The 25,891-nt window shown below is 36.8% G+C and carries 26 protein-coding genes, 1 pseudogene and 1 riboswitch; of the genes and pseudogenes, 9 read left to right on the forward strand and 18 right to left on the reverse strand.

Going from position 1 to position 25,891, the window contains the following annotated elements; genetic code table 11:
* The first annotated feature begins 140 nt into the window (after nucleotides 1-140).
* Nucleotides 141-305: a hypothetical protein gene (locus tag ACFSUL_RS06095; protein WP_377933649.1), complete on the forward strand. Its 165-nt coding sequence runs from the start codon at nucleotides 141-143 to the stop codon at nucleotides 303-305.
* A gap of 147 nt (nucleotides 306-452) precedes the next feature.
* On the opposite strand, the gene ACFSUL_RS06100 is transcribed toward ACFSUL_RS06095, so the two are convergent.
* The 5 genes from ACFSUL_RS06100 to ACFSUL_RS06120 form a co-directional block, all read right to left on the reverse strand.
* Entirely contained in the window at nucleotides 453-824 is a 372-nt protein-coding gene (locus tag ACFSUL_RS06100) for a hypothetical protein (RefSeq protein WP_377933651.1), read from the reverse strand.
* Nucleotides 825-1,108: 284 nt separating this feature from the next.
* Nucleotides 1,109-1,372: a hypothetical protein gene (locus ACFSUL_RS06105; protein WP_377933653.1), complete on the reverse strand. Its 264-nt coding sequence runs from the start codon at nucleotides 1,370-1,372 to the stop codon at nucleotides 1,109-1,111.
* Between the two features lie 311 nt (nucleotides 1,373-1,683).
* The gene (locus ACFSUL_RS06110) at nucleotides 1,684-1,839 is read right to left on the reverse strand and encodes a YpzG family protein (RefSeq protein ID WP_084778272.1); all 156 of its coding nucleotides are present in this window, start codon (nucleotides 1,837-1,839) and stop codon (nucleotides 1,684-1,686) included.
* 260 nt (nucleotides 1,840-2,099) lie between these two features.
* Nucleotides 2,100-3,695: an ABC transporter permease gene (locus ACFSUL_RS06115; protein WP_377933656.1), complete on the reverse strand. Its 1,596-nt coding sequence runs from the start codon at nucleotides 3,693-3,695 to the stop codon at nucleotides 2,100-2,102.
* On the reverse strand, nucleotides 3,695-4,603 hold the full coding sequence (locus tag ACFSUL_RS06120; protein ID WP_377933658.1) for an ABC transporter ATP-binding protein: 909 nt from the start codon (nucleotides 4,601-4,603) through the stop codon (nucleotides 3,695-3,697). The genes ACFSUL_RS06115 and ACFSUL_RS06120 overlap by 1 nt, the downstream gene beginning before the upstream one ends.
* A gap of 245 nt (nucleotides 4,604-4,848) precedes the next feature.
* On the opposite strand from ACFSUL_RS06120, the gene ACFSUL_RS06125 reads away from it, so the two are divergent.
* The gene (locus ACFSUL_RS06125; RefSeq protein WP_071411807.1) at nucleotides 4,849-5,436 is read left to right on the forward strand and encodes a TetR/AcrR family transcriptional regulator; all 588 of its coding nucleotides are present in this window, start codon (nucleotides 4,849-4,851) and stop codon (nucleotides 5,434-5,436) included.
* 318 nt (nucleotides 5,437-5,754) lie between these two features.
* Nucleotides 5,755-6,399, forward strand: coding sequence for a spore coat protein (locus ACFSUL_RS06130; RefSeq protein ID WP_071413896.1), 645 nt, complete (start codon nucleotides 5,755-5,757; stop codon nucleotides 6,397-6,399).
* Nucleotides 6,400-6,453: 54 nt separating this feature from the next.
* Here the strand turns inward: ACFSUL_RS06130 and ACFSUL_RS06135 are convergent, their stop codons facing one another.
* Both ACFSUL_RS06135 and ACFSUL_RS06140 read right to left on the reverse strand, forming a co-directional pair.
* Nucleotides 6,454-7,131: a Crp/Fnr family transcriptional regulator gene (locus tag ACFSUL_RS06135; RefSeq protein ID WP_377933660.1), complete on the reverse strand. Its 678-nt coding sequence runs from the start codon at nucleotides 7,129-7,131 to the stop codon at nucleotides 6,454-6,456.
* 161 nt (nucleotides 7,132-7,292) lie between these two features.
* Nucleotides 7,293-8,201: a TetR/AcrR family transcriptional regulator gene (locus ACFSUL_RS06140; protein ID WP_377933662.1), complete on the reverse strand. Its 909-nt coding sequence runs from the start codon at nucleotides 8,199-8,201 to the stop codon at nucleotides 7,293-7,295.
* A gap of 174 nt (nucleotides 8,202-8,375) precedes the next feature.
* Between ACFSUL_RS06140 and ACFSUL_RS06145 the strand changes: the two genes are divergently transcribed.
* The 3 genes and pseudogenes from ACFSUL_RS06145 to ACFSUL_RS06155 all read left to right on the forward strand — a co-directional run.
* Nucleotides 8,376-9,914, forward strand: a complete 1,539-nt coding sequence (locus tag ACFSUL_RS06145) for a DHA2 family efflux MFS transporter permease subunit (RefSeq protein WP_377933665.1) — start codon at nucleotides 8,376-8,378, stop codon at nucleotides 9,912-9,914.
* Between the two features lie 360 nt (nucleotides 9,915-10,274).
* Nucleotides 10,275-11,252, forward strand: coding sequence for a ring-cleaving dioxygenase (locus ACFSUL_RS06150; protein WP_377933667.1), 978 nt, complete (start codon nucleotides 10,275-10,277; stop codon nucleotides 11,250-11,252).
* Between the two features lie 667 nt (nucleotides 11,253-11,919).
* Nucleotides 11,920-12,234, forward strand: a pseudogene (locus ACFSUL_RS06155) (methyl-accepting chemotaxis protein); the annotation flags it as partial.
* A gap of 194 nt (nucleotides 12,235-12,428) precedes the next feature.
* Here the strand turns inward: ACFSUL_RS06155 and ACFSUL_RS06160 are convergent.
* Both ACFSUL_RS06160 and ACFSUL_RS06165 read right to left on the reverse strand, forming a co-directional pair.
* Entirely contained in the window at nucleotides 12,429-12,917 is a 489-nt protein-coding gene (locus tag ACFSUL_RS06160) for a PaaI family thioesterase (RefSeq protein WP_071411801.1), read from the reverse strand.
* A gap of 79 nt (nucleotides 12,918-12,996) precedes the next feature.
* On the reverse strand, nucleotides 12,997-13,380 hold the full coding sequence (locus tag ACFSUL_RS06165) for a DUF2642 domain-containing protein (RefSeq protein ID WP_377933669.1): 384 nt from the start codon (nucleotides 13,378-13,380) through the stop codon (nucleotides 12,997-12,999).
* 280 nt (nucleotides 13,381-13,660) lie between these two features.
* On the opposite strand from ACFSUL_RS06165, the gene ACFSUL_RS06170 reads away from it, so the two are divergent.
* The 3 genes from ACFSUL_RS06170 (at nucleotide 13,661) to dapA (ending at nucleotide 16,851) form a co-directional block, all read left to right on the forward strand.
* On the forward strand, nucleotides 13,661-14,674 hold the full coding sequence (locus tag ACFSUL_RS06170) for a DUF3231 family protein (protein WP_377933671.1): 1,014 nt from the start codon (nucleotides 13,661-13,663) through the stop codon (nucleotides 14,672-14,674).
* A gap of 124 nt (nucleotides 14,675-14,798) precedes the next feature.
* Entirely contained in the window at nucleotides 14,799-15,449 is a 651-nt protein-coding gene (locus ACFSUL_RS06175; protein ID WP_071411799.1) for a glycoside hydrolase domain-containing protein, read from the forward strand.
* A gap of 208 nt (nucleotides 15,450-15,657) precedes the next feature.
* Nucleotides 15,658-15,840: riboswitch (Lysine riboswitch) on the forward strand.
* Nucleotides 15,841-15,960: 120 nt separating this feature from the next.
* Nucleotides 15,961-16,851, forward strand: coding sequence for a 4-hydroxy-tetrahydrodipicolinate synthase (dapA, locus tag ACFSUL_RS06180; RefSeq protein WP_071411798.1), 891 nt, complete (start codon nucleotides 15,961-15,963; stop codon nucleotides 16,849-16,851).
* 346 nt (nucleotides 16,852-17,197) lie between these two features.
* Here dapA and ACFSUL_RS06185 read toward each other — a convergent pair whose 3' ends face one another.
* The 9 genes from ACFSUL_RS06185 to ACFSUL_RS06225 all read right to left on the reverse strand — a co-directional run bounded on the left by ACFSUL_RS06185 (nucleotide 17,198) and on the right by ACFSUL_RS06225 (nucleotide 25,390).
* On the reverse strand, nucleotides 17,198-17,377 hold the full coding sequence (locus tag ACFSUL_RS06185) for a hypothetical protein (protein ID WP_071411797.1): 180 nt from the start codon (nucleotides 17,375-17,377) through the stop codon (nucleotides 17,198-17,200).
* A 397-nt stretch (nucleotides 17,378-17,774) separates the two neighbouring features.
* The gene (locus ACFSUL_RS06190; RefSeq protein ID WP_377933674.1) at nucleotides 17,775-18,287 is read right to left on the reverse strand and encodes a DUF3231 family protein; all 513 of its coding nucleotides are present in this window, start codon (nucleotides 18,285-18,287) and stop codon (nucleotides 17,775-17,777) included.
* Nucleotides 18,288-18,581: 294 nt separating this feature from the next.
* On the reverse strand, nucleotides 18,582-20,288 hold the full coding sequence (locus ACFSUL_RS06195) for a methyl-accepting chemotaxis protein (protein WP_377933676.1): 1,707 nt from the start codon (nucleotides 20,286-20,288) through the stop codon (nucleotides 18,582-18,584).
* A 661-nt stretch (nucleotides 20,289-20,949) separates the two neighbouring features.
* Nucleotides 20,950-21,942: a DUF3231 family protein gene (locus ACFSUL_RS06200; RefSeq protein ID WP_377933678.1), complete on the reverse strand. Its 993-nt coding sequence runs from the start codon at nucleotides 21,940-21,942 to the stop codon at nucleotides 20,950-20,952.
* A 157-nt stretch (nucleotides 21,943-22,099) separates the two neighbouring features.
* On the reverse strand, nucleotides 22,100-22,666 hold the full coding sequence (locus ACFSUL_RS06205; protein WP_377933680.1) for a CBO0543 family protein: 567 nt from the start codon (nucleotides 22,664-22,666) through the stop codon (nucleotides 22,100-22,102).
* 139 nt (nucleotides 22,667-22,805) lie between these two features.
* Nucleotides 22,806-23,744, reverse strand: coding sequence for a nucleoside hydrolase (locus ACFSUL_RS06210; protein ID WP_377933682.1), 939 nt, complete (start codon nucleotides 23,742-23,744; stop codon nucleotides 22,806-22,808).
* 165 nt (nucleotides 23,745-23,909) lie between these two features.
* Nucleotides 23,910-24,203: a spore coat protein gene (locus ACFSUL_RS06215; RefSeq protein WP_377933684.1), complete on the reverse strand. Its 294-nt coding sequence runs from the start codon at nucleotides 24,201-24,203 to the stop codon at nucleotides 23,910-23,912.
* A gap of 15 nt (nucleotides 24,204-24,218) precedes the next feature.
* Nucleotides 24,219-24,422, reverse strand: coding sequence for a hypothetical protein (locus tag ACFSUL_RS06220; protein WP_071411792.1), 204 nt, complete (start codon nucleotides 24,420-24,422; stop codon nucleotides 24,219-24,221).
* A 305-nt stretch (nucleotides 24,423-24,727) separates the two neighbouring features.
* A complete protein-coding gene (locus tag ACFSUL_RS06225; RefSeq protein ID WP_377933687.1) occupies nucleotides 24,728-25,390 on the reverse strand; it encodes an MOSC domain-containing protein in 663 nt (220 codons plus the stop codon).
* Between the last annotated feature and the right edge of the window lie 501 nt (nucleotides 25,391-25,891).

Consider the following 25,891-nt stretch of genomic DNA (forward strand, 5'->3'; position numbering starts at 1 on the left):
AGGTATTCACTCTACTTATTTTATTAACAATTATAACAAAACTAGCTGAAAGTGGATGTCCATTAGAGAAAGAGACATTGGATTTATTTTGGATTACTTGTTTATACTAAGCGAAAATACCTGTTAAAGGAGACGATTGCATGCCACATAAAAAGCAAGTTAATCGATTAACTAAACAAGAGGATACGTACAGCATATTCAAACAAGAAATGGAAGTCGACACGGACGTCAACGAAGACCCAAATCGCGAAAGATTATTGGATGAATCCGTTGATTCTTTTCTAGAATCGAGAGGGGAACGGTAATGCAAGGGGAGGAATTGTCGTGGCGCATGTTACGGTTCCTTTTAGCACCTAATGCCTTACGTATTAACTAGCCCACTCCGTTACTTCAGTAAAAAATCTTTTCTCTTATTTAAGAAGTTTCAAAATACCGTAATCAACCTTTACAACTCAATCACTTGTCAAAGTAAAAGTTTCCGATTTTCCGTTCCATGTTATCGTCGCTTTTATTTCATCATTCTCTTGTGTTACGGAGCATCCGGAACATCTATTTCCATTACCTGTTAGCGAAGAAGTCTCGGTGTCTAACGTGCGACCTGTTTCCGAGCTGTTACCTAAATTAAAATTAATGGTTTTAGTCCCTGGTTCATCTCCTACATATCGAATTGTATAGTCAATACTTTCGCTATCTGAACTGTGAATGTGCGCAATATATGTTACCGACCAATTCTCACCCTCTCCAGTGAATTCAAGCGTTTTCTCCTCCGAACAAGCCACTAATATAAAGGAAACAAATAGAATTAACAATAGCCTCTTTTTCAAGCTTTCCCCCCCTAAATCATTTTTTTCAAACAATAATTCATTAGGTCGTTACACAGCTACCTGTTTGCTTACTAATTATTTACAATTATTTCAACATAAATATTCGATAACCTTTTAGCTACATTGCACTTTTATATATTTAAAAACACACAGACTTTTCATCCCATGTGCTCTTACTTGCGATTTAATTGTTCGCACCGCTTCAGTGGATCCGTTACTACTTTAATAAGTTTTTTAGATAGTACGACTAACATCATCATGAATCTTGCAAGACTTATTATTACTTAATTAACTTTTGATGGTGGAGGAAGATACTTTGTAAAATAAGCCCCAAGTAGAATCAAACTAAAGGTAAGCAGCCAACTCACGATTCCTAAAGAGTTTAGCCAATAAGCTGTAAAATTGACAATGGCGATGAGAAAAAAGCAAATCGATGTTAATGCGCTTTTTATCCCCGTTACACCTGCCTTTTTCCTTCTCTTAAAGAAAAAGAAAATCGAGACAAGGAAGGTTGTAATAAATACTATCGATAGTACTATTCGATTCAATGAATTCACCTTCTTTCACACTTTCCTCTTAACATTGATACCAATATTTTACCATAAAAATGGCGGTTGCCTTCCTCCAGTACAAGAAAAACGGAACTTTGTAATGTTGCATAAAGTGGAAGTCTTTAGAAGGAATATTTGAAAATAGGAATGAGGTTACCATGAAAAGAATCACATCCATCCCTAATGACAAAACTATATGGGTGTCGAAGCTTTTAGACGGGAATCACGCAAAAATAAAAGGGGAGACCTAAAAGATTCTACAAAAGAACCTTTTGATGGTCGCCCCTTTCAGCTTTTAGAAATAACCTTTAAAACATCCTATGTGCCTTTGCATTGCTTAATGCTCTAATAATGGACTGTGATCGCATCGTATGTCCATTTACTTGAGAGCTTGCGTGCTTAGGTCTTGTCCAATTATGGTGAAACTTTTGAGAATGTGGATCTAAATGATCTTTATAGCTCATTCGTCATCACCTCTTAGTCAGGATAGGATATTTCTGAAACCAATTGATATTACAAGGAATATCATTTAAAAGTATGTGATAAAGTAGACGAAAAAATACACTCATTTCATTAGAAACAATTGTAATTTAGAATGACACTAGACAAGTTGTTCTTTCGATTGAAGTAAGTCAAGAATTCTTTGCCGAGTTTGGTAACAATTAAAAAATGCCCATTCCAAGCGCCAACAACACATACTTGGAACAGACACCTATTTCTACAATCATCCCTGTATATCTCGTTTTCTATACCCAATAAACCCAATAAAAATGGTAACTGCTGCAATAACCGTAAGAATCGAAGCCTTTGCAAAGTCCATGTCTTCAATAGGTAATTGCGGGATATGTGCGTAAGGGGAGATTTTCCCCACCCACTCTGGAAATTGGAATAACCCTCCTAAATATACGACGATGAAGGAGTATACTAAATAAAGCCAAGTCAATCCTGTTACGTTTGGTGCAATCCCAATCAACAGAACCCCAATTCCTATCATAATCCACATTGCCGGTAAATACACCATCGCTGCATTATAAAAGGTGCTAAAGACAATTTTTTCGTCCATTACAGAATTCCCTGCGACTCCAAGTCCAATCGCAGCAAGAGACAACATGACAAAACTAACAACAATCGAGATAATAAAATAACTAGCAAGTAATCGTCTACGAGAAACCGCACGTACAAGTAAGTGCTCGGTACGATTCTTTTTCTCTTCTCCCTTCAGTTTGAACAATGCCATTAGAGCTGGAATCGTACAAATCATTGCGATAATTGACATTAACATCGGGAGAAATTGTTCCACTAAACTAACCCCTTCTACTGGAGTTAAAATTAATTCGATTTCTGCAGAGAAAGATTCCAAGTCACCTAAAATGGAACCATAGGAGACACCTAGAATAAACACCCCAACTGCCCAGGAAATTAATCCAGTGCGCTGCAGTCTTAGTGCTAAACCAAACGGACTTTGTAAAAAGCGCGACGCATGTTTTCGACCCGGCTTAGATGGGAAAAAACCAGCTTCGATATCACGAATTGCATTCAAATAAAAAGTTAGCAAAATGATAGCAAGCGCAACCCCTATTGTTAAAAGAATTGGCCACCAATAATTAGTAACATACGTTTCTGTCCCCAAGACCCATCCTAATGGAGAAAACCAAGAAAGTGTTTCATTTCCTACATCTCCAATTGCACGAACAAGATATGCAATGCCTAACACCGTAAAAGAAAAACCAATCGTTCCCCGCGAACTTTCTGAAAGCTGTGCAAACAACGCAGTAATTGCCGTAAATAGTATTCCCGTTGCTCCTAAAGCTGCTCCATATAATAAGGATCCTTCTAAATCCATACTTTCAATACGTAAACTATACAACCCAAGCCCTATGATAAGTGCTAATACCACATTCGTTCCTATCAAATTACAAATCGTTGCATGCAAATTAGCTAACCGGCCAGATGGTAATGAACGGATCATTTCAATTCTGCCATCCTCTTCGGCAGCTCGTGTATGACGTGCAACAAGCAGAATACTCATAATCGCAACCGTAATCGCAGTAAACAGCAGCATCTGGTGTGCCATCATCGCACCATTTGTATAGTTGTCTAAGCCGTACCCTTTTCCAACCATTGCGGTCATTGCCGGGTTTACCATTGTTTCGGCAATTCCCTGTCTATCTTGGTCTGTCTTGTATAAGTCAGTAAGCGCCATCGCCGTCGCAATGGTTACAATCGCCAAAGACAACAACCAAATGGGAATACGTAACCGATCCAGCCGTAATTGGAACCGTGCGAGTTTTCCGGTGTTATAGAATAGCTGACTCCACACTATTTCACACCTCCCTTACTCTCTTTCCCATCCTTTCCATAATGACGCATAAACAAATCCTCTAACTTCGGTGGCGCACTTTCTAATTTGACTATCCCAAATTGACTTACATATTTAATCACATTGTCTAGCTCTTCCGTGTCTATCTGGAAGGAATACTGCGAACCTTTTGCCTCGATACCATGAATCCCTTTTACCTCATTTAAAGAAGGGATGAATTCTTTTGTCTCTACAAGCAAGTTCGTACGTGTTAAATGACGTAACTCCTCTAACGTACCCGTTTCAATAATGCTTCCTTGTCTAATAATCCCAACCTTATCACATAATTTTTCTACTTCCGATAAAATATGACTAGATAAAATAACACTCTTTCCTTGATTCTTCACTTCCATTACACACTCTTGGAAAACTTGCTCCATTAACGGATCGAGCCCTGATGTTGGTTCATCTAAAATATAAAGATCCGCATCAGATGAAAATGCTGCAACTAATGCTACCTTTTGCCGATTACCCTTTGAATACGTGCGACATTTCTTGGTCGGATCTAAATCAAATCGCTTAATCAATTGTTCCCGTCTATTTTTATTACTAGAGCCACGTAATTTCAAAAATAAGTCAATTACCTCTCCACCCGTTAGATTTGGCCACAAATTCACATCACCTGGTACGTAGGCAATATGCTGATGAATCTCGACTGCATCCTTCCATACATCTTTCCCAAATATTGTTGCTTCCCCTTCCGTCGCTTTTAAAATTCCAAGCAACACGCGAATTGTCGTTGATTTTCCCGCTCCATTTGGTCCAATAAACCCATACACTTCTCCTTTATTTACTTCCAAGTTCACACCGTTTAAGGCAGTAAACTTCCCAAATGTTTTCGTTAAATTACTTACTTTTACTACGGCCATTTTTCATCCTCCTCTTTTGTATGAAAACGGATGCCTTTCATTTGGTAGCTGTTTTCCATCTATAGCATTTTAACTATGCAGTTTACGAAAACAGCCTTTTTAAATAAGCTTCTGTATAAGTTATGAAATATATTAACTTATATGTTTCATAATATATAATGTTTTTTCATTTGACAATAGGTTTTGAACTATTTCATTTGTTATATTACATAACTTTGATTAAACTATAGAAAGAGGTGAAAAATATGGACGGATTTCAACGACGTAGAGAACAAAAGAAAACACATATATTAGAAGCAACACTAGCGTTAATTATGGAGTTTGGCGTACAGAAGGTTTCAATCGCTGAAATTGCAAAAGAAGCAAATGTATCTCAAGTAACGATTTATAATTATTTTGAAAGCAAGCATAATTTAATGCATGCAACCTTTATTTATTACGTAGATAAAGTGTGGGCTGAATATGAAGAGCTATTACAAAAAGACATCCCATTTCCAGAAAAAATCAAACAAATCATTTTTACTAAGAAAGAAACAGCAAAACAAATTCATCCTGACTTTTATGAACAGCTTATGAAGGAATACTCCGAAGGATTTCACTATCTTGAAAACTTGTACAATGAAAAAGCCATCCCCTATTTTATTGAATTATTTAACCAAGGAAAACAACAAGGCCACGTCGATCCGGATTTATCTAATGAGGCAATATTATTTTATATTCAAATGATGAAGGAATATATACAGCGGGAGGATGTGTATCAAAAGGTACTTCCTATAACGGAGGATTTAACGAAGCTTTTATTTTATGGGATTGTTGGGAAGCGAGATAATTGAAGATAGGGTGGTAGTTGGGTGTGATGCAACAGATCGTGATTCAACTGTTGAAAATAAGGAAAAATTCAACAGTTGAATTTACATAAGATTTCAACAGCTGATTTCAAGCAATCATTCAACTGCTGAAATAACGAAAATATTCTCCTGTTGAATAAACCAAAATATTCTCCTGTTGAATCAATATGTCGAATCAATAATTGAACTGTGTTGAATAACTTGCTCATCCATCCTTTTCTTGGTATCCGCCCACACCAGGAATAATCCGCTTATTCTAAACCATACTAACTTCGAATCACCAATAAGGAGGATGGTAGGATGATGCAAAATCAAAATCAACAAGGTCCGCTACATCAAAATATGCATACAGGTAATGTGCCTCAGCAACTGAACCATGGTGGGCATGAAGTGTTTGATGTTCATGAAGTGTTATCAGGTGCTATTGGCGCTTTAGATACTTATACGATGTTACTTCAGCATGTAAAGGATCCTGAATTGCAAGACATGATGAATCGCCAATACCAATTCATTCTAGATGAATACAATACAACGGTTGAATGTTTTCAATCTGGTCAAGACCCTTCTAAACCAACACAAAGCTATAAAATGCAGCAAGAAAATGACTTTGTGTATGGTATGAAGCCATCTCAACCAAAAAAACCGTTACAATCTGCAACAGAATTAACCGATGAATGTATTTCGGGCTTGATACTTGGAGCCGTAAAGGCATGTGCCACTGCTAAAACAAAGGCGGCACTTGAAACGACTAATCCAGTAGTGCGACGTGTGCTTGCCGATTCTGTACCAAATAGTATTGAAATGGCGTACGAGATTTCTCTTTATCAGAATAAGCACCATTACTATCAAGTACCACAGCTCGCACAGCAAGATATGCAACAAATGATGAATTCCTATAGTATGGCTCAGCCAAAGCCACAAATCCCAAACACTAACACGCAACATTAAAAAAATACCTATCCTCTTTTAAAATTTTAAAAGAGGATAGGCATTTTAAATTAGTTAAAGCTTCGCAAGTTTCTCTATATCATAAATTAAAATCCCTTGTCGGTCTGCCTTCAATAAACCTTGTTTTTTCATTTTCGTTAAGGCTCGGCTGATTGATTCTCTTGACGTTCCGACCATATTGGCAAAGTCTTGATTGGTAATCGAAATGTTAAGGTAAACCCCATTTTCCTGGTCCACCCCTTGTTCTTCTGCTAGCTTGAGCAACGTATGGGTAAACCGGTGTTGCACGTCCTTAGAGATGAAACCTTGGATTCGTTCTTGTAAATCAAGAATTTTCTGCCCGAGCATCTTCATCACTTTAATTGAAATTTGTGGATGTTTCATCATAAAATCTTCAAAATCATCAATTCGGATTACGAGCAGTTCCGCATCATCCACTACTTCAACCGTTGCTGGATATGGTGATTCATCAAAAAAACCGACATGTGGAAACATGTCACCCTCATGTAAAATGGAAATCACCTGTTCATTGCCTTCTTCATCAATTTTATATGCTTTTACAACTCCCGATAAGATAAAAAAGACAGCTTCACGAACCTCCCCTTCCATAAAAACATTCATGCGTTTTTTATAAGGACGAGTATTCGTTATCGTCGCAACTAGTTGTAATTCTTCCTCATTTAACCCCCGGAACACGGTGAATTTTTGCAAGAAGCTTTTTATATTTTTCACGACTTTCCCCCTACTTGAAAACATTCTGTAGTAGAGTATAACATTTATTGTTCATTGTAGGGTACAAAATACCCAATGTATCAACCCATTAACGTACTAGTAAGTAAATACTCATTCACTACTTTTTTCGACGTTAGTAAGACAAACTTCCGATAGTGCACCTACAATTTATTGCCCTTTTCTAACTTTTCGATTATCCCCCATGCATTTTCAGTAATTTTCCTTACTTCCTGTTCATCCTCTGATTCTCGGAAGGCATGAGACAACGAAATTAGTACACTTTCTAATAAAAATAAGCGTGGATGCTCCTCTTGAAATTCGTTCAGTAGAAACTGAATATAGTCCCGTTTTTTCGAGATGTCTTCTCCCTCTCTCTGATCGTTTTTAAGGAGATCTTCTAATTGTGTTACCACCTGTTTTATCATTTTATCCGTATCTGTTTCTACTTCCCTTGTAGCCAGGCCCAGCCAGTTTTCTGGGAAAAAGACTTCTTCTGACTGTATTTGCTCTTCGATAATCGGCTTGATTCGTGCGAGCGCAAAATGAATCACTTTTTCTGTTTCTATTTCTTCGCTTGTACCAAGTGTCCAGCCATGTAATAAATGATGAATGATTCCGAGAAGGATTACCGCATGATCCAATGCATAACGGTCTGTCTCCAATGGAAAAACTTCTATTAATCTTTTGGCTATCCACTCCAATTCTACGCAGTGTTCCCTTTTCAAATATGCTTTTAAATCGGCATCTTTTGATGAAAAAACGGATTCAAACAGTGCCACTAAATTGTGTTGACGGTTCGTATTCATACGGACTGCAATTTGTTTAATAAATACTTCCTCATCGTCTTTAGCTTTACCATGGGCAATCTCTCTCCGTTTTTGATTACCTTCTTCTCTAACAAATTCCAATATTGCGATGAGACTTTCATTCTTTGAAGTGAAGTAATTATAAAAAGTCCCTTTTGAAATTTCCGCTTCATTCAAAATATCTTGAATAGATGTTTGATGAAACCCTTTTGCAATAAATAACCGGTGTGCTGCATCGATAATTTGTTTTCTTTTTGAAGTCATATAATCACCTTTTATAACAGTAGTATACTTTTAAAAATAACAATCAAAACGCTTTAAATCAATATTTTTAAACATGGTAAATTTTTTTATTGCAGATTTTGTACCGATAGTATAATATTGTTACGTACTAAATGAGTATGCCTAATAATTATAAAAAGAAGGAAGGAAACAATAATGTCGGAAACAAAATCGATTGAAAAGAAACCGCCTTATGGAATGATTGCGATTTTATTTATTGGGGCTTTTGTTGCCATCTTGAATGAAACGCTACTCAATGTAGCACTCCCATCGATTATGGAAGACTTCGATGTTAATGCAACATCAGTCCAATGGCTTTCGACAGGATATATGCTTATAAATGGGATATTAATTCCTGCAAGTGCGTTCTTTATTCAACGTTTTACAAATAAAAAATTATTCATTACAGCAATGGGGCTATTTACAGCTGGAACATTGCTTGCAAGCTTAGCACCATCATTTGGTGTTCTTCTTACAGCACGAATGATTCAAGCGTCAGGATCTGCGATTATGATGCCGCTTTTAATGAATGTCATGTTGACAGCTTTCCCGGTAGAAAAACGAGGAGCAGCAATGGGAACATTCGGAATCGTTATGATTGTAGCACCTGCCATTGGTCCGACACTATCTGGATGGGTCGTGGAGCATTATAGTTGGAGAACACTATTTGATATCGTTTTACCATTTTCAGTTTTAACGCTTGTTCTTGCAGCGTTTAAATTGAAAAATGTTACCCCTCAGCATGATATTAAGCTCGATATTTTTTCGCTTATTTTATCAAGTATCGGTTTTGGGGGCCTCCTTTACGGATTCAGCACGGCTGGTGACAAAGGCTGGGATGATCCACTTGTATACGGAACAATCATTGCCGGAACAATTGCATTAATTTCCTTTGTACTTCGTCAGCTTCGGATGGATGACCCAATGCTGGAATTTAGAATTTATAAATACCCAATGTTCGCCTTATCATCTGCGATTTCGATGGTAATAGCTATTGCAATGTTCTCCGGGATGATTTTAATGCCAATTTATATCCAAACAATTCGTGGCATTTCCCCTATGGAGTCAGGACTACTTATGCTTCCTGGAGCTTTAATGATGGGGATTATGTCTCCGATTACAGGACGACTATTTGATAAATATGGTGCAAGAGCACTCGCTACTATTGGGTTAACGATTATGATCGTGACAACGTATTTCTTTAGCCGTTTAGATATGGAAACGTCTTATACAAGTCTCATCCTACTCTATACTATTCGATCTTTCGGTATGTCGATGGTAATGATGCCAGTAATGACAAATGGTCTTAATCAATTACCAATGAGGGATAACCCACACGGAACAGCATTGAACAATACCCTTCAACAAGTATCTGGTGCGATTGGTTCTGCCCTTTTAATCACTATTATGAATAACCGTACAGAATCAGAGGCGAAAGAATTAGCAGCCGACGCTATGGCCAATATGGATCCAAGCATGGCACAGCCATCAGCGGAAGCAGCAGCCGGAATGCAACAACAAATTATGAATGAAGCAATGTTACACGGGATTAATTTCTCTTTCCTTATCTCTACATTGATTGCTGTCATCGCTCTCGTTTTAGCCTTCTTCATTAAAAGAGTTAAACCCGCTACAGAAAAGAAAGAGGCAGACTTAACTCTATCTAACGCAAGTGCAAATGCAGTAAGTGAATAGTTTTCATTCTATCACTCTAACAATGCATACAAATGAACGGAATGAAATGTAGAAAACAATATTATTTATAAAAGAATCCCACTGGCTTGTCATCTTATGATAAAGTTCAGTGGGGTTTTTTACATATAGCAAATAGAGATGTATGCCCCTCCCCCTTTTAACCTATTAACGTACAAAGGAATAGAAATACAATTTAGTAAGCTTAGCATAGTGCCCGATACTATATTTATTGACAGTGTCTACTACCCATGTTATATTTATCTCGAATTAAAGATATATTAATTAAATGTAACCTCAATTAACTTTTTTAAAATAACGATGAAACAAATACAAATTTTCAGCTCCATTGGAGGAATTAAAATGAACGGATTAAAAGGAATACATCACGTAACAGCTATTACAAGTAGTGCAGAAAAGAACTATGAATTTTTCACGTATGTTTTAGGAATGCGTTTGGTAAAAAAGACTGTCAATCAAGATGACATTCAAACGTATCATTTATTTTTCGCAGATGATACAGGTAGCGCCGGAACAGATATGACTTTCTTTGACTTTCCTGGTATTCCAAAAGGCGTACATGGTACAAATGAGATTTCCAAAACATCTTTTCGTGTACCAAGTGATGCGGCATTAGATTATTGGGTAAAACGATTTGATCGTCTAGACGTAACCCACACTGGAATTAAAGAACAATTTGGGAAAAAGACGCTTTCTTTTGTTGATTTTGATGATCAACAATATCAATTGATTTCAGATGAAAACGATGAAGGTGTTGCCGCTGGTACACCGTGGCAAAAGGGGCCCATCCCACTAGAATATGCAATTACTGGCTTAGGACCAATCTTTGTTCGAATCGCACAATTTGATTACTTTAAAGAAATGATGGAGAAGGTTCTATTATTTAAAGAAACAGCTAAAGACGGTTCATTCCATTTATTTGAAGTTGGCGAAGGAGGAAACGGAGCATCAGTAGTTGTCGAACATAACACAATTCTTCCCCAAGCCCGTCAAGGTTTTGGTACGGTGCACCATGCCGCATTCCGCGTAGAAGATCGTTCTGTTTTAGAAGAATGGATTACACGCATGCAACGTTTCGGATTCCAAACATCCGGCTATGTCGACCGCCACTTCTTTGAGTCATTATACGCAAGAGTAGCACCTCAAATTTTATTTGAATTTGCTACAGATGGTCCAGGATTTATGGGAGATGAACCTTACGAAACACTTGGAGAAAAATTATCACTACCCCCATTCCTAGAGCCAAAACGGGAAGAAATTGAAAAATTAGTTCGCCCAATTGATACGGTAAGAAGTTCAAAAGAAATGATAAAAGAATAATAGTCATTAGGCACTTTCCTTTAAAAAATGGAAAGTGCCTTTTCCGTATGATGGATTTTCCATCTATATCCTTCCCTTTTTCTGTTTTATCCGATACTATATTTAGAGTATTATAGTAATATAGTAAGTAATGGATAATAGAAATGGAGATATATACCCAATGTTTAATAAAATTGATTCTCTAGATAACGTTGTTGCAATGATATCTATTATAAAAGCATCAATACCTGCTGATTTATCTATCGCTATATGTGATTTGGAAAAATTTATTGCCTATTCTCCTGGCGAGAACATAGATTTAAACATTAAAATAGGGCAAACCTTAGACCCGGAAGAACCCCTATCTGTTGCACTTCGTCAAAACAAACGTTTACAGGCAGAGGTACCAGCTGATTTCTATGGCTTTGAGTTTACAGGAACAGCACTTCCCCTTCATGATAAAACCGGTAAAGTGATTGGTGGCGTTGCCGTTCAGTTACGTAGACAAAGTGAATTACGAGCAATTGTCTCCCAAATTTCAGAATCATTAACACAAGCCAATGAACAAATTAGCAGTGTGGCCAATGGATCGAATTCACTCGCTACTTTCTCTCAAGAGCTTCTAGTCCAGTCGCATCAGGCAGGAGAAGAAGTTAAAAATACAGATGAAGTATTAACGATGATAAAAAGAGTGGCAGATCAAACGAATTTGCTAGGACTAAATGCAGCAATTGAGGCAGCACGTGCTGGGGAAAAAGGCAAAGGATTTGAAGTTGTCGCAAATGAAATTCGGAAGTTTTCAAAAGAAACAGCTACTTCAACGCAAAAGATACGGGAAACAATGGCTGAAATCCAATCCGTTACAAAGCAAATGGGAACTTCCATTGAACAAATAGCTGCTGTTGGTCAAGAACAGGCTGCTTCTATTCAACAAACCTCCACTTTTATAGAGGAGATTAAAGAGTTATCTAAAAAACTTAACGAGTTTGCTAATAAGTTATAAGACTCTTCCCTTCCACTTGGCTTTTTATAAGCTGTTTGTGAGCAATGGACCGTTCCACTCTAATTTTCAACTGTTGTTAAAAGCAACACTCTTTTAGACAACAGCTTGTTCCTAAGGTGGAATTTTCAGTGGGGATTGTTTCACCCCCACTGATTTATTTCTAACGGCTAGAAGGTTAGGTTTTTCGTCTCCTTCTATTCCTCTTTTTCTGTAAAACTACGAGGCATCACTACAGCGACGACTTCTCCTCGAGCACAAACAGCGTCATTCACCAATACCTCTGTCTCAATTTTCCACTTTTTCGGATGAATTTCTTCGATTGTACCAACTGCTTTTAATGGAACGCCATGTGGAGTTGGTTTTACATAGTCTACTTTTAGTGATGCTGTAACAAAACGTGGTGGTTCCGCTCCATCCCCTACTTCATGTCCATTTTTTCGATGTAATGCCAATGCCGCTGAGCCTGTCCCATGACAATCAATTAATGACGCAAGCAAGCCACCATAAACAAATCCTGGAATTGCCGTATGCTTTTGCTGAGGTGTATAGACTGTCACCGTTTGCTCCCCTTGCCAACCTGTTCGAAAATGATGACCATCTTCATTCAATCGACCACAACCATAACACCAAGCAAAATCATCTGGATAAATATCTTGAATCGCTTTATGTATCTTCTCCTCCATCATTACCCCTCCCTTTTTAGAATAGTATAAGCATTAAAAAGGCAACAGCATGTATACCGTTACCTCCTCCTTTTCATTTTCACCGATAGGAAATTGGGAACCCTTCAAAATATACAATTTGGGAAATTCGGATATGAACTGCTTTTTCTTCGCTAACATTCAGTTGGATATGGTCAACGGCCACGCCTGTCAGAACACCTTCCACTTTCCCTGCTGTTGTCATCACAACCATATGTTGACCTTGATGCCTGCTCAAATGGTCTACATAAACTGAGTCAAGTGGTGTCACATATTGAGTTGGTTGAGGTATTGATGGAACGGGGGATATCGGTGTAGCTGGGGCTGGTAGTTGATTTACATATGCAGGCTGAACAACTGGGTTTAGCTTTACAGGAACTTTTTGGTGTTTCGCTCTTTCATATTCACTTGCCATCAAATTTGGATGATTTTTATTAGCCATCATCAACACTTCCCCTCTAAAAGTCTAATCACTATACATATGATAGAAGTGTCTTTGCTATTCATTTTTAGGTAAAAAGAGCTTTTACTAAAATTTTTAGCTAATAATACATATTCTCACTAATAAAAGGTATGTTAAGTATGAAAAATAGTTTAAGAAAGCATTTCAAAATCAACAGTACATATAGTTACACTTGAATTTTCAAATAAAAATCACCTATTAAATGAACAATGTTACATAAAGAATTTTGGAATGATTGTACTAACTATTGGAGGTTTATTTTGTGGAAAATATTAGTCATAACGTTCGACTTACTTCAGCTGAAATAGCAAATCTTTGGACCCAATATATGAATGATTCTTTATCCATTTGTGTTCTAAGATTTTCTATTGAGAAGGCTCAAGATAAAGATATTAAGAACATTCTTAAATTCTCTCTTGATATAGCAGAATCTCATATTGACAAAATTAAAAAATTTTTTAATGAAGAGAACTGGCCTATTCCAAAGGGCTTTACAGAAGAAGATGATGTTAATTTTAGTGCTCCTGCCTTATTTACAGATACTTTTATGTTAGTATATATGCACGTTATGACATTACACGGATTAACAGGCTATGCTGGTGCTGTAGGAACATCCGCCCGTGCTGACCAGGTAACCTACTTTATGCAATGCAATAAAGAAACAATGGAGCTATACGAACGAATTGTAGATGTAATGCTGAATAAAGGAATTTACAGTAAGCCTCCCCGTATTGACGCACCTAACCAAATTGACTTTGTAAGTGATCAACGTTACTTAAGCGGTTGGTTTGGAAAGAAACGACCGTTAAGTGCTATCGAAATTAGCGGTGTTAGTTATAATATGCAAAAGACCATCGTTAAAGTCGTATTAGAAATTGCATTTGGACAAGTCTGTCAATCGAAGGAAGTTAAAAAGTACTTTCAAAAGGGGAAAAATATTTGTAAAAGTCAATTTAATCTTCTTAGTTCTATTTTATCAAAAGGAGATTTGTCCTCTCCTGCTTCATGGTCGTCTGAAGTGACAGATTCCACTGTTCCCCCTTTTTCAGATAAACTGATGTTGAATCATATCGTATCGTTGGTGTCTGCAGCAGTAGGATTTTTCGGAGCCGGTTTAGCCGTTACGCAAAGAAGAGACATCGCAATGGATTACACACGTATTATAGCGGAAATAGGTCTATATGCTGAGGATGGCGCCCAATTATTAATAAAGAATGGATGGTTAGAGCAACCACCTTTAGCAGATGATCGAGAAACTTTAGCCAATGATAAATAATTTATTTTTAAATACTTTGTCTCACTCATTAAGGTTGGAATGTTTCCCTACTTATTGTTACCTTCTCCCCGTAATTCCATATACATAACAAGACAGAAGTTTTTTAGTGAGGGGGGAAACAAATATGCCTAAGGAGATTTGGGGGGTAGATTCCGCAGCCAAAGTGACAGATAAGTTATATTCTTGTGTTGTCGATAACTTTGGAAAGCCGAAGTATTGGGGAAGGTACTTATCCACTGTACAAAATGCTTCTGACGGACTTACCAATGAAGAGGTTGGATTTCTTCATGAAAAAAACGTGAAGATTTTGCTTATTTATAATAACTTTAGTGCCGCGGTTGGCAATCGAAACGGTAGAGTTGCTGCGTTGAATGCGACCCATCATGCACGAAGACTTGGTGTCCCAGACGGAACATTTATTTTTGCCAATATCGAGAAGTTTTTTGATGTGGATGAAGCTTGGATACGAGGCTGGGTTAATGCTTTATATACAAGCGGATATCGTCCTGGTATTTATGCAGATCCAAGTAAAGCAAATTTTAATAAAGCTTACTGTACAGCCGTATCGAATGAAGCAAAGATTGGCGAACAAGTAGTCATTTGGAGTCAAGAACCAACACCTGGCGCTACAACGAAGGCAAAAGCGCCTACGTATAAGCCAATCTCACCACCCTGCATTGCTCATGTTTGGGCCTGGCAATATGGAGAAAACGCTAAGACATGCCCAATCGATACAAACCTTATGGAACCGAAGCTTTTTCAAGCAATTTGGTAAAGTTCAATAATCATCCTATCCCCAGCTTATTACTCGCCAAAAGCCCATCCATATTTCCACTTTAATTTTATTGCCGAAATGCCTGTTGATTATTTCTCTTAACAATTGTCATACAGATGCATTTAACAAAATAAACCTTGCAATAGAAGGAACATTTTGTTAAATTACAGTTAACTAAATATTTTTTTCTTATTTCAATACCTTTTGAAGTAAGGATAGAGGAGCAAAGACCATTAGTACATAATGTGAGGATAATGAGATCCAATGACTATTATGGAAAGGGGAATTTGCCGAAGTGGAAAGACTCTCATTTGTCTTGAAGCTGGTTCTGTTATTGAATAAATACAGGGCTGTCATATAGGAAGAATCTATATGGAGGGCTATCTTACGCACTGGAACGGTTTTTTGATGTTTCTACTGCAACAACGAATCCCTCGTTGTTGCTTTTTTGCGTTTACTTAGGACACCTCCTCTATTTTCAAAAAAATGATGAAAAGGGAGTCGTAAATTTATGAATTTTGGTCACGTATTAACAGCAATGGTTACTCCATTTAATTCTGAAGGTGAAGTTGATTTTAATGCTACGGAGACGTTAGTAAATTATTTGATTGCGAATGGTTCTGATGGACTAGTTGTAGCTGGCACAACTGGAGAAAGTCCAACATTAACAACAGAAGAAAAAATAAGCTTATTCCGATTTGTTGTCAAAATTGTTGACGGAAGAGTTCCTGTCATAGCTGGAACTGGTTCCAATAACACGAAAGCTTCTATTAGCTTAACTAAACAAGCGCAAGAAACTGGAGTTGATGGGGTTATGCTCGTTACTCCATATTACAACAAGCCTTCTCAAGAAGGATTAGTTCAACACTTTGAAACTATTGCCCACTCCACTACCTTACCGGTAATGCTTTATAATATACCAGGGCGAAGCAGTGTAAATATGTCGGTAGAGACGATTGTCCGCCTTTCTAAGATTAACAATATTGTAGCTGTAAAAGATGCTAGTGGCGACTTAGATGCTATGACACAAATCATTAGCAAAACCTCCAGTGATTTTGCGTTGTACAGCGGAGATGACGGACTAACATTACCTGTTTTAGCTATCGGCGGTGCCGGAGTTGTTTCGGTTGCTTCTCACGTTATTGGGAATGAAATGCAAGAAATGATTCACACCTTCCAAAATGGGAATGTTCGTGATGCCGCTAGCGCACACCGCAACCTTCTCCCTATTATGAACGCATTATTTGCTGCACCAAGTCCATCACCTGTAAAAGCAGCATTAACGATAAAAGGACTACAAGTTGGGGGAGTTCGTTTACCGATGCTACCTTTGAATAATGAAGAAATAGCAGCGCTTGAACGTACTCTAGCATCTTCTGATATAAAAATACCGGTCAATTAAAAAACAAGTATTTAAGCTCTTTAACTCTAGCGGCTGGAGCAAGACGTAAACTGTTCCGACAGAAAAGTTATCCACATGAAGAAAAGAAACTTCCTCTTCGTGTGGTTTCTTTTTTCCTAACTTTTCGGATAGTCACTTTGTTTCTTCTAACTAGAATTTTGACTAGATCTCCCATCCCCTTCTCATGGTTTGCCTTTATTGACAAGTTTGCACTATATATTTCGTTAACATTACTTGAATCATAGTAAAAATATGTATAAGCAACCATACACTTTGAACGGTCATAACTTTCTAATTGATAATACGTATTCACAATCTAAGATAACCCACACAGCAGGAAAACTCTTTACTCTGTTAATTCCTTTGTTAAATCAATAATTTTATAATAAGCCCTTTCCCTAATTGTTAACGGCAATTTTTCATTTTCAAATTGAGCAATTAAATCTCGAATTTTTTGAGCTATTGATTGGTCCTTCAAGTTGTTCGCTTCCACCTTTTCTAAATAATTTTGAACATCCTTTCGCATAGTCAACCTCCTAAACCTGTTTCTATTATTTATAGAAATAAAAATTTCCCTATTATACAGGAGATATACCACAAAAATTGGATTACAAACCAATAAAAAGAAAATAATTGAATTTTTTTGAATTTTTATTCCTACACGCTTAAACAGAATCCTTTTCTTATAATCATTGACTAGGACGTCTAACTACCGTATACCAATTTCACTTGTAAATCCCATCTCCTTTTAGGATAAGACTCTTTTCGGTCCATTAAGGAATAATATATGTTAAATTATAGCCCAGCCAAACAACTGGACAACCTAACGCCATTGCAGCATCAAACCTTTTTGTCTCAAAACAATAAAAAACTTGTAGAGAAAATTTATGTTTTCTCTACAAGTTAACTTAACGTAAGATTTCTTAGTTTTTCCCTTCATTAGGTGTGTGTAATGGTGGTGGGACAAGCCATCCCTTTTCTTTATTTAAACGAAGTAATTTTGCTCCAAGTTGTGCCTTTTGCGTATGCATTTGCCCATACATTGTGGCAATATCTTCTCTGATGCATTGTCCAATCATTTTACTACAAGCAACCAACCCTGCCGCAACATCTGCGGATAGACCAGCAGCAATCTCAGAATCTAAGAATCGAGCTCCGACAGGAATATCATCTAAATTCGCACTAGCACGTTCAGGTGGTGTAGGTGGTAAACCAACCGTATTTTCTTTTAGTAACGTTTCTAGTTGTTTTTCCTCTTGCTTACCTTGATCAATAAATTCATTTATTAACTTTTTTAAATCCGTATCCCCTGCATGGTTTAAAAGAGTTTGATGACCAGCTACCATCGCTTTTGTAGCTAAGAGAGCTGACCAAGTACCATAAACTTCTCCATAATGCATCGGTTCCTCTTTTGGATTACCACTCAAAATACCCATTGTATGTAACCTCCTACTCGTAGTCATTGATAGAATAAAGTCTATCTACCCTTAGAGTGCCCAAAAGGTAAGAGGTTATTTAAATTAATAAAAACTAGTACAAAAAACTTTTTTGTTTCCCTATTTCTCTATTCACAAAAATAAATAATAATTTGTACGCAATTACTTACTATTGACTAAGAAGCAAATAGTAAAGGACGAAAAAACCTTCCTACATAGACTGGGTAATCCCGCTTTTCTCCATAAGCACAGAACCACTTACTAGTAAGAAAGGTTTTTCCTTTACATTTCACTTTATAATTTAAAGTTACGCACTAATCCATTAAGTTCCTCAGCTAATTTAGAAAGGTCCTCTGAACTATTAGCTACTTCTTCCATTGAACTGCTCGTTTGTTGCGTTGATGCGGATGTTTGCTCAACTCCTGCCGCGGACTCTTCTGAAACAGAGGCAATTTCTTCAATAGTAGCACCCATTTCCTGACTATTAGCGGACATTATAGATAAGTTATTCGTTATATTTTGAATGTTACTAACCATTTCGGTTATAGCACTATTAATTTCTGTAAACGTATCACCTGTTGTTTTCATTTGATTGGTGCCTTTTTCTACTTCTTTATAGCCGTCTTGTAAGGATCCCGCAACACTTGCGGATTCTTGTTGAATACTTGTAACAATCCCTGAAATGTCTGTGACAGAATCAGATACTTGTTCTGCAAGCTTCCTTACTTCATCTGCTACTACAGCAAATCCTTGTCCATGTTCCCCAGCACGTGCCGCTTCGATTGCAGCGTTTAACGCTAAGAGATTTGTTTGATCCGCAATATCCTTTATGACCGATACTAACTTTGAAATTTCTTGCGATTGTGTATCTAATCCCTGCACTTTGCTGACAGCCTCTTTAACAATTTGGTCAATGACAGCCATTTGTTTAACGGACGTTTCCATCAGTTGTCCACCCTCTGTTGTTATGCCTAACACCTTATTAGAGGATTCGTAGACAAATTCCCCATTCGAATTTGCTTCTTGCATTTTTGCTGAGAATATATCCATCGCAGAAGAAAGTTCCGCTGAATTATTTGCTTGAGACTCCGCACCAGATGCCAACTCTTGCATTGTGACTGCAACTTGTTGAGAGCCTGCTCTTACTTCATTGGCCGATTGAGTCAATTCTTCACTTTGACCACTCACAGTCTCTGCTATTTCAGACACCTGTTGAATAATGGTTCTAAGATTTGTAGCCATCGTGTTCGTTGCCGTTGCTAATTGTCCAATCTCATCGTTACCATCATAATCAATTGTTTGAACAGAAAGCTCACCATCAGCTATTTTATTACTTACCGCTACCACTTCATTTAGATTGCGCGATACCACACGGCTAATGAAGAAGACAAGTAAGCCCCCTATAATAATCGAAATAGCCATGGAAGAAAGAAGAACAATAAAGGTTAGTTGTTGGCTTTCTTCTGCCTCTGTAATTGCTAAAGCCCGTTCTTCATTTACGATGGTACGCAAATCAGCTAATAAGTTAACTGATTCTAACTGAATCTCATTCGCTTGAGATACAAAACGGTTTACTGATTCTGTATCTCCACTATCCATAGCTTGTACAATATCCTTTGTGAATAAATCGTTCATTTTTTTATCATCCGCAACAATTTGATCAAACAATTCCAATTGTTCCGGTGTATCCATCTTTTCTCTTATTTCCGCTTCTAATGCGTTAAAACTCTCTCGACGCTCCTCATACTCATCGATATATTGTGGAATTGGATTTTGCGAATACCTAGCAACTCGAATATACTTCGCACGAGTGAGCGAGCCCATTTCTGTCACTTTAATTGCTCTGTCCCCTCGTCTTTCTAAAGCATCTACATCATTGCCTATTTCGTTCACTAAGGTAGTGACTACTGTTGTCGATATTCCAAATAGAATAAAGACAACAATTAACGTAAATCCATACTTCCAACCAATATTTAAATTTTTAAGTTTAAGTTTTTTCATTAGTTCATTCTCCTCCGTTCTAGCTACTTTTTTACTCCCTTGATAAAGTTAGATGAGTGAGGTACAACTGGTAAACATTCAATAAACGAACCTTATGTAAATTCACTCCATACTGCTCCTTATCCAGCCAAAAAACAATCACTTTAACTAGCTCTACTATCTGCATCTCCCCTATATAAAATATCTTCGGAATACGAATATATCCTCAAAACTTCATTAATACTAATTTGTAGACTCAATATATTATCGGTCTAATGTTAAATATCTTTAACGACTTATTAGGATGAATAAATTTTTCTTGATAAAGAAGGATTCTCCAATCAGCATTTTCTCCTTGTTTTCCTAAAGCAGAATAGAAAGCTCTTACTGATCCTTATAAGAAAATGAATTTACTCTAGACTTCTTAGCGTTATTATAGGCATTCTATCTTATATAAATTGTGATAGATGTCACAATTATGGTGATAAATTTAAACTAAAAAATGAGACACAACTCTGCTTAGAATTGTGCCTCACTTAAAATCTACCAATCCTGACAAACCATTAACATGTTTCTACCGAGACCCTTCAATACAAAAACTGATTATATATTATTTCCCTTTATGTAGTTTATTTCCGTACCTCAATACACTCACCTTATGGATCAAAAAAGATCTTTATACTTAAGACTTCTTTCTTAACTCTTTACGATCAAGTGCCTGAGGTGGTTCTTCCAACCAACCATTCTTCATTAGAATATCCGCCCCATCTTGCGCATATAAAGCAATTTCAACCGATAGCCTTTGGTAATTTAACACTAAATCATAACGCATACTTGCCGTTGAAGCAGTAGAATAATTCCCTTGTCCCGCTGCACTTAACACACTCTTAAAAAACATCATTAAGCGATCCGAAAATACTGGTGAGGTTGAATTGGTTACACAACCACTAGATGGCATCGGTGGCCTAATATCTGAATCCATCAATATATCGGCAAAAACTTTACTATGTTTTCGCGAAATTTGTTTTCCGCGTTCCATATAGGATTGAATTTTTTTCGATTTTGTTGTTTGTGCAAACCCTGTACAAATCATTTCTCCAATTGAATTCGTTTTTATGTTTTCAAAAAGGTGAATGAGTTCGACTGTGTTTAACACTCTCTTATTAAACGGACTAAAGTATTTCTTCCCCTCTACATATTCCACCTCGTCCTGTACATCAATTTGTGGAGGGCGTACATATAACCCCTTCGCTAAACCTGTATCTACGCTCATATTGTATAGCTTCATCGTATTTGTAGCACTTTTCGTAAATAAATCTCGCACATCTTTTCTTGAAGAGACCGCTAGAGATACTGCATGTGCCGCTGCCCCAGCTTTGCCGATACTTTCAAGAAACATTAATATAAAAGGATCTAAAAATAGTTTAGGTGCATTTACTTCCACATCCTCTTCTGTAAAACCTTTAGGAATAGGAAGCCCTTCCTCTTTGAAAAAACTCCTTGTATCACTCGTTACATCTCTAGCAATTTCTAAAGCATATGTAACAACTGCTTTAATTTCTTCATCTTCTACTGTCGCTAGAAGGTAACTCAATATTTGTACAGTCATACTATTTTGAACATACTGAGTCCAAAGCATGCCGATCTCACTTGACGTTAAATCTATCTTTTTCAAGGTAAATTCCCCCTTTGTCACTTTTGTATTAGCTTTCCATAGGGGGATATTTTTATGCCTTCATTAGCTACAGTAAACTACGTGTTAAAAAGATACTCAATATTTTTATATGTAAATAAGAAAATTACTCTCTTGCATAATGATGAAAAACAATATTTTATTTCTCTTGCATCTTTATAAATACGTTTGTGATAATTTTTGAAAAAAGGAATATGCCACAATAAGATATAAATAAGTGAAAAAAATTAGTACCCTTATGCAGTTCAAATAAATGATGTAAAGTTAGGATTGGTTTAAATATGAAAGACAAAAATAGGGACAAAGCTGTTGTGTATAAATAAAAATTTTTGTTGTGCTTTAACGTCCACTGATAAACTAACATAAATGCAATTGGAATTAGCGCAGCATCTAACGATAAATTCCCAGGAAGAAAGGGAACAAGTTGGTAAGGATATCCCCAATAACCTTGTTTATATCCCCAAGTGTCTATGTAACCAAACCAAACATGAATATTAAATCCATAAAAGCCTAATAGAAACATATTTCTTCTATCGATTAAAAAATACAACGTGACTAATGGAGCAATAAAAAGCAATAAAAAAATCACCCAAAATTGCCATGTTCCTAAATTCGAATACTGCTGCCAGTAGTCGGCATGTAATTGAGTTATTTGTTCTTGCATTGATTTTATTTTTTCATAAAGTTCTAGTTGTTCTTTTCCCACTAGATAATACACCTCATTAACAATTAATAATCGTTAGTTTTTACAAAACTCACAAGTATTATGAAGTGTAATCTAATGGGAATTATTTACACACAAAATTCAAAATACCCTACAGAATTTTCTCTAAGTTTCCATACATCTATCTCTTTTGATTACCTAGCATGACCTTTTTAAACTCACTAATAAACACTTCATGATTGAGCTTTATGGCAATTCTAGTCTTTCCATCCTTAGCGCCCGGCCGGAGATCAATATAAGACATGCCCTTTGCCTCAATGTCTTCTATTACTTTTGCATCGTAGTAGATGTACTCCACGATATTGTCATTAACGACTACCATTAATGTAACAAGATCATGAATTGGTGCACCTACAAGCCCCGGTACTTTTTCTTTATACGCTTTATAATAATAATTAAAGATAGGTTTTATCATGGAAGCATATGGATTGGTAGTACTTGCGGACATAGCATCTATAACATCTGGTGTTAAATACGCAGCATTCGTTACATTCAATGGGGTAATTGTTAAGTTGTGGGCAAATTTAAGAATATAATTCGATGATGTTGGGTCTCCATGGAAATTGGCTTCGGCTAATGGCGTTACATTACCTGGAGCAAAGAACGCTCCTCCCATCAAATAGAACCCCCCAACCATCTCCATCTGTTCTTTGTACAAAATAAATGCCGTTGCTAAGGTGGTAGACCGACCTGTATCTACGATAATAAGCTCATCTTTGTAAAACTCAATAAGTTTTCTAATCATATCAAATGGATATAATCGGTATTTAAGATCACTAGGGGGTCGAATAGGTCCTATCCCCTCTTCTCCATGAATTTCGGGATAGTACGTCACTTCTTCCTGTTGAACAGGCTGTGCTGCACCCGGAATGATAGGAATATTAGGTTTACCTCCTAAGCTCAATAAATAAGCAGCATTCGCAGTAGCTGTTTCTTTTGTAACATTTCCATAACTCGTTACTACCCCAACAAGTTCAAGTCTAGGATCCATGAGTGTATACATAATAGCTAAAGAATCATCAATACCTGGGTCACAGAATAAAAGAATTTTCTTTGGCATTTTCTCTCCATCTCCCTCATAACGACCTTATTGAAGTATATGCATTCTTTATTATATTAGTATCATTTCCATAGTAACAAACCTGAATTTTTCCAATATAAAAACCCAAAGAAGGACTTTGTTAATGTGTCCTTCTTCGGATCTTATTTAAAAATAGAGCTTTATCTAAAACTGATTATCCGGATGTAAGTTATTTTGCATAAATTCCTGTACTTTGCCAATTTGCTCAGGGGAAGCAATGTCTGTTTTATACCATCCTTTTTCATTCATCGTTTCGTATAACTCGTAGTGATTGCTACTTGCATTTTCCAAACACTGTGAATAAATGTCACGCAACTCTTTATGACTCGTTTCTAACATAGTATTCGTAATACTTCGACACCTGCCCTTCTCTAACTCTAAACAAAGCTGCAGCATTTCTCGATCCGTTAAGCCGCGGCCTTCCATGTTATTCGGCATATGCCATACCTCCCATTATTGAATCATTCTAGATCGGTTGAAATATTGTGCAAGGTCTGCGATTTTTAATTGATGACTCTCTGCAAGTTGTTCTAATCTCTTACGGAGTTCCTCATCTTCACACTGCGCGGCACACCAATTCATTGTTTTTGCCGTAATTTCCTCCGCTCTTATTTCATCCTCTATCAAAGCTAACTCTTTTGTCGTAAGCTGGTTCATTACCTTTCACCCCCACAAAAGTCGTAATTTATCTACTTGCTAGTATTCATTGAAACCATACTTTTTATCCGTTCTATGGGAGATTAGATGACACAAATTCCTCCCAAAGCTATTCCTTCTCCGTCCTCCCCCTATGCTTTAGGCGATTCGTCTCTTTATTTTCTTTTCAACTGCTGAAACCTAAGTGTTATTCAACAGTTGAATTTTATACATTATTCAACTGCTGATTTCCACCTGATATTCACCTGTTGAATCCTATACCAAAAATAAAACGGCAGGCTAAGCCATACCGTTTTGTTTTAATCTTAATTTTTCATTTGTATTTTTTCTAACTGTCCTGTAAATATTTCTCGCCATCTATCAGCCAATTCATCAATTTCGAGCACCCTTTTTATCGCTTCTGCATCATTATTGTTATGAAAATAAGTGTGAATCCCTTCTAATACAGATACCTTTTTTGGATGTTGTTCTATTAATTTAATCGTTGAATTTTTTCTGACAATGCCTTCTTCCAGTACTCGACACAAAAACCCACTGTAGCCTGTTTCTACAATTTTTTTAAGGAGTTCAGGTATATTAGTTCGTTTGTTTATCGTACTACATGGAATTCTACCTTGTGTTACTTGAATAACCGCTTCGCCTACTTGATAAATATCGCCGATACAGACATCTCGTTCTAGCATATTCGTAACAGTTAAATTTTCACCGAATGCGTTAGCTGGCAAGGATGTTTTAAACTCTTGCTCCCAAAGAGAATAATGTTCATAAGGGTATAGACAGACAGCGCGATCAAGACCGCCATGATGCTTTTTATCTGCCACTCCATCTCCACGAAAGCCTTCACTGGCTAAAAAAGCCTCCTCCACCTGTTCCTTGCATATCCCGGTACTCATTTCTTTCTCTTTCCCATACTTCATCTGTTTCGGTAATCCTATAGAAAAATTCACTAGTTCCATACGATTTTTCATGTTATGTATATCACTCACTTTCTTTCTAAAGATAAATAGAGTTCCTTTTAAAAATAGGCCCTTTTCTCATAGATTGTTGTTTTTACTTATATATTCAGCCCGTTGGTTAAACTTAGTTTTTCGTTAAAAAGCAACAAACTTTACGAAAAACTCCCATGGCGGCTGAAACCAAGTCGCCACCATCTACTATAAAAAAGCAAATTTGGTGCCAAAATGGTATAGAATTGATTCATTTTGGTTATCCTAAATGATTTTACGATGCTTAAAAATACTTTTTTCATACAAACAGCCTAAAAATAAGATCAATTCCAACAACTAATTACTTCTACAAAACCTTCCTATTTCCCTCTACTATCTAGTATAAAATCAACAAAGCCCACCCTGCACTTTTTAATTCTTCAAAGCCTTGATACAGGTGTTTTAATACCGGCCATTACATACTAAAAAAATAGAGTGCTAAATCCACAACGATTTAACACTCCATTTCTTATTATCTACTTT

The organism is Bacillus seohaeanensis (genome assembly GCF_042684945.1).
Lineage (GTDB): Bacteria > Bacillota > Bacilli > Bacillales > Bacillaceae_B > Rossellomorea > Rossellomorea seohaeanensis.